This is a genomic window from Methylobacterium nigriterrae (genome assembly GCF_037106235.1).
In the GTDB taxonomy this organism is placed as follows: domain Bacteria; phylum Pseudomonadota; class Alphaproteobacteria; order Rhizobiales; family Beijerinckiaceae; genus Methylobacterium; species Methylobacterium nigriterrae.
On sequence record NZ_JBAWTG010001143.1, the window covers coordinates 1 to 207 of the forward strand.

The 207-nt window shown below is 66.2% G+C and carries 1 protein-coding gene; it reads right to left on the reverse strand.

The genetic code is table 11. The annotated features are described in order from the left end of the window. A partial coding sequence (locus WDW90_RS40530) for a hypothetical protein (RefSeq protein ID WP_336493156.1) occupies positions 1–207 on the reverse strand: 207 nt, incomplete at both ends.

The window sequence follows — 207 nt, forward strand, 5'->3', positions numbered from 1 at the left end:
AACCCAGCCGGTCGTTCTGATGCCGCCGTCGTGATTGGTCCATGGCAGGCGCCAGATGACCTCGCCGAACCGCAACCCGAAGCGGCTGAGCGGGCCGTTACTCCAGTGCTTGCGATGCCCCCAGTAGCGGTACGGTGCCGGGACGCGGTTCCACCAAAACACCACCACGCGGTCGCCGCGGGGACCACCGCACATCATGCCAATCCA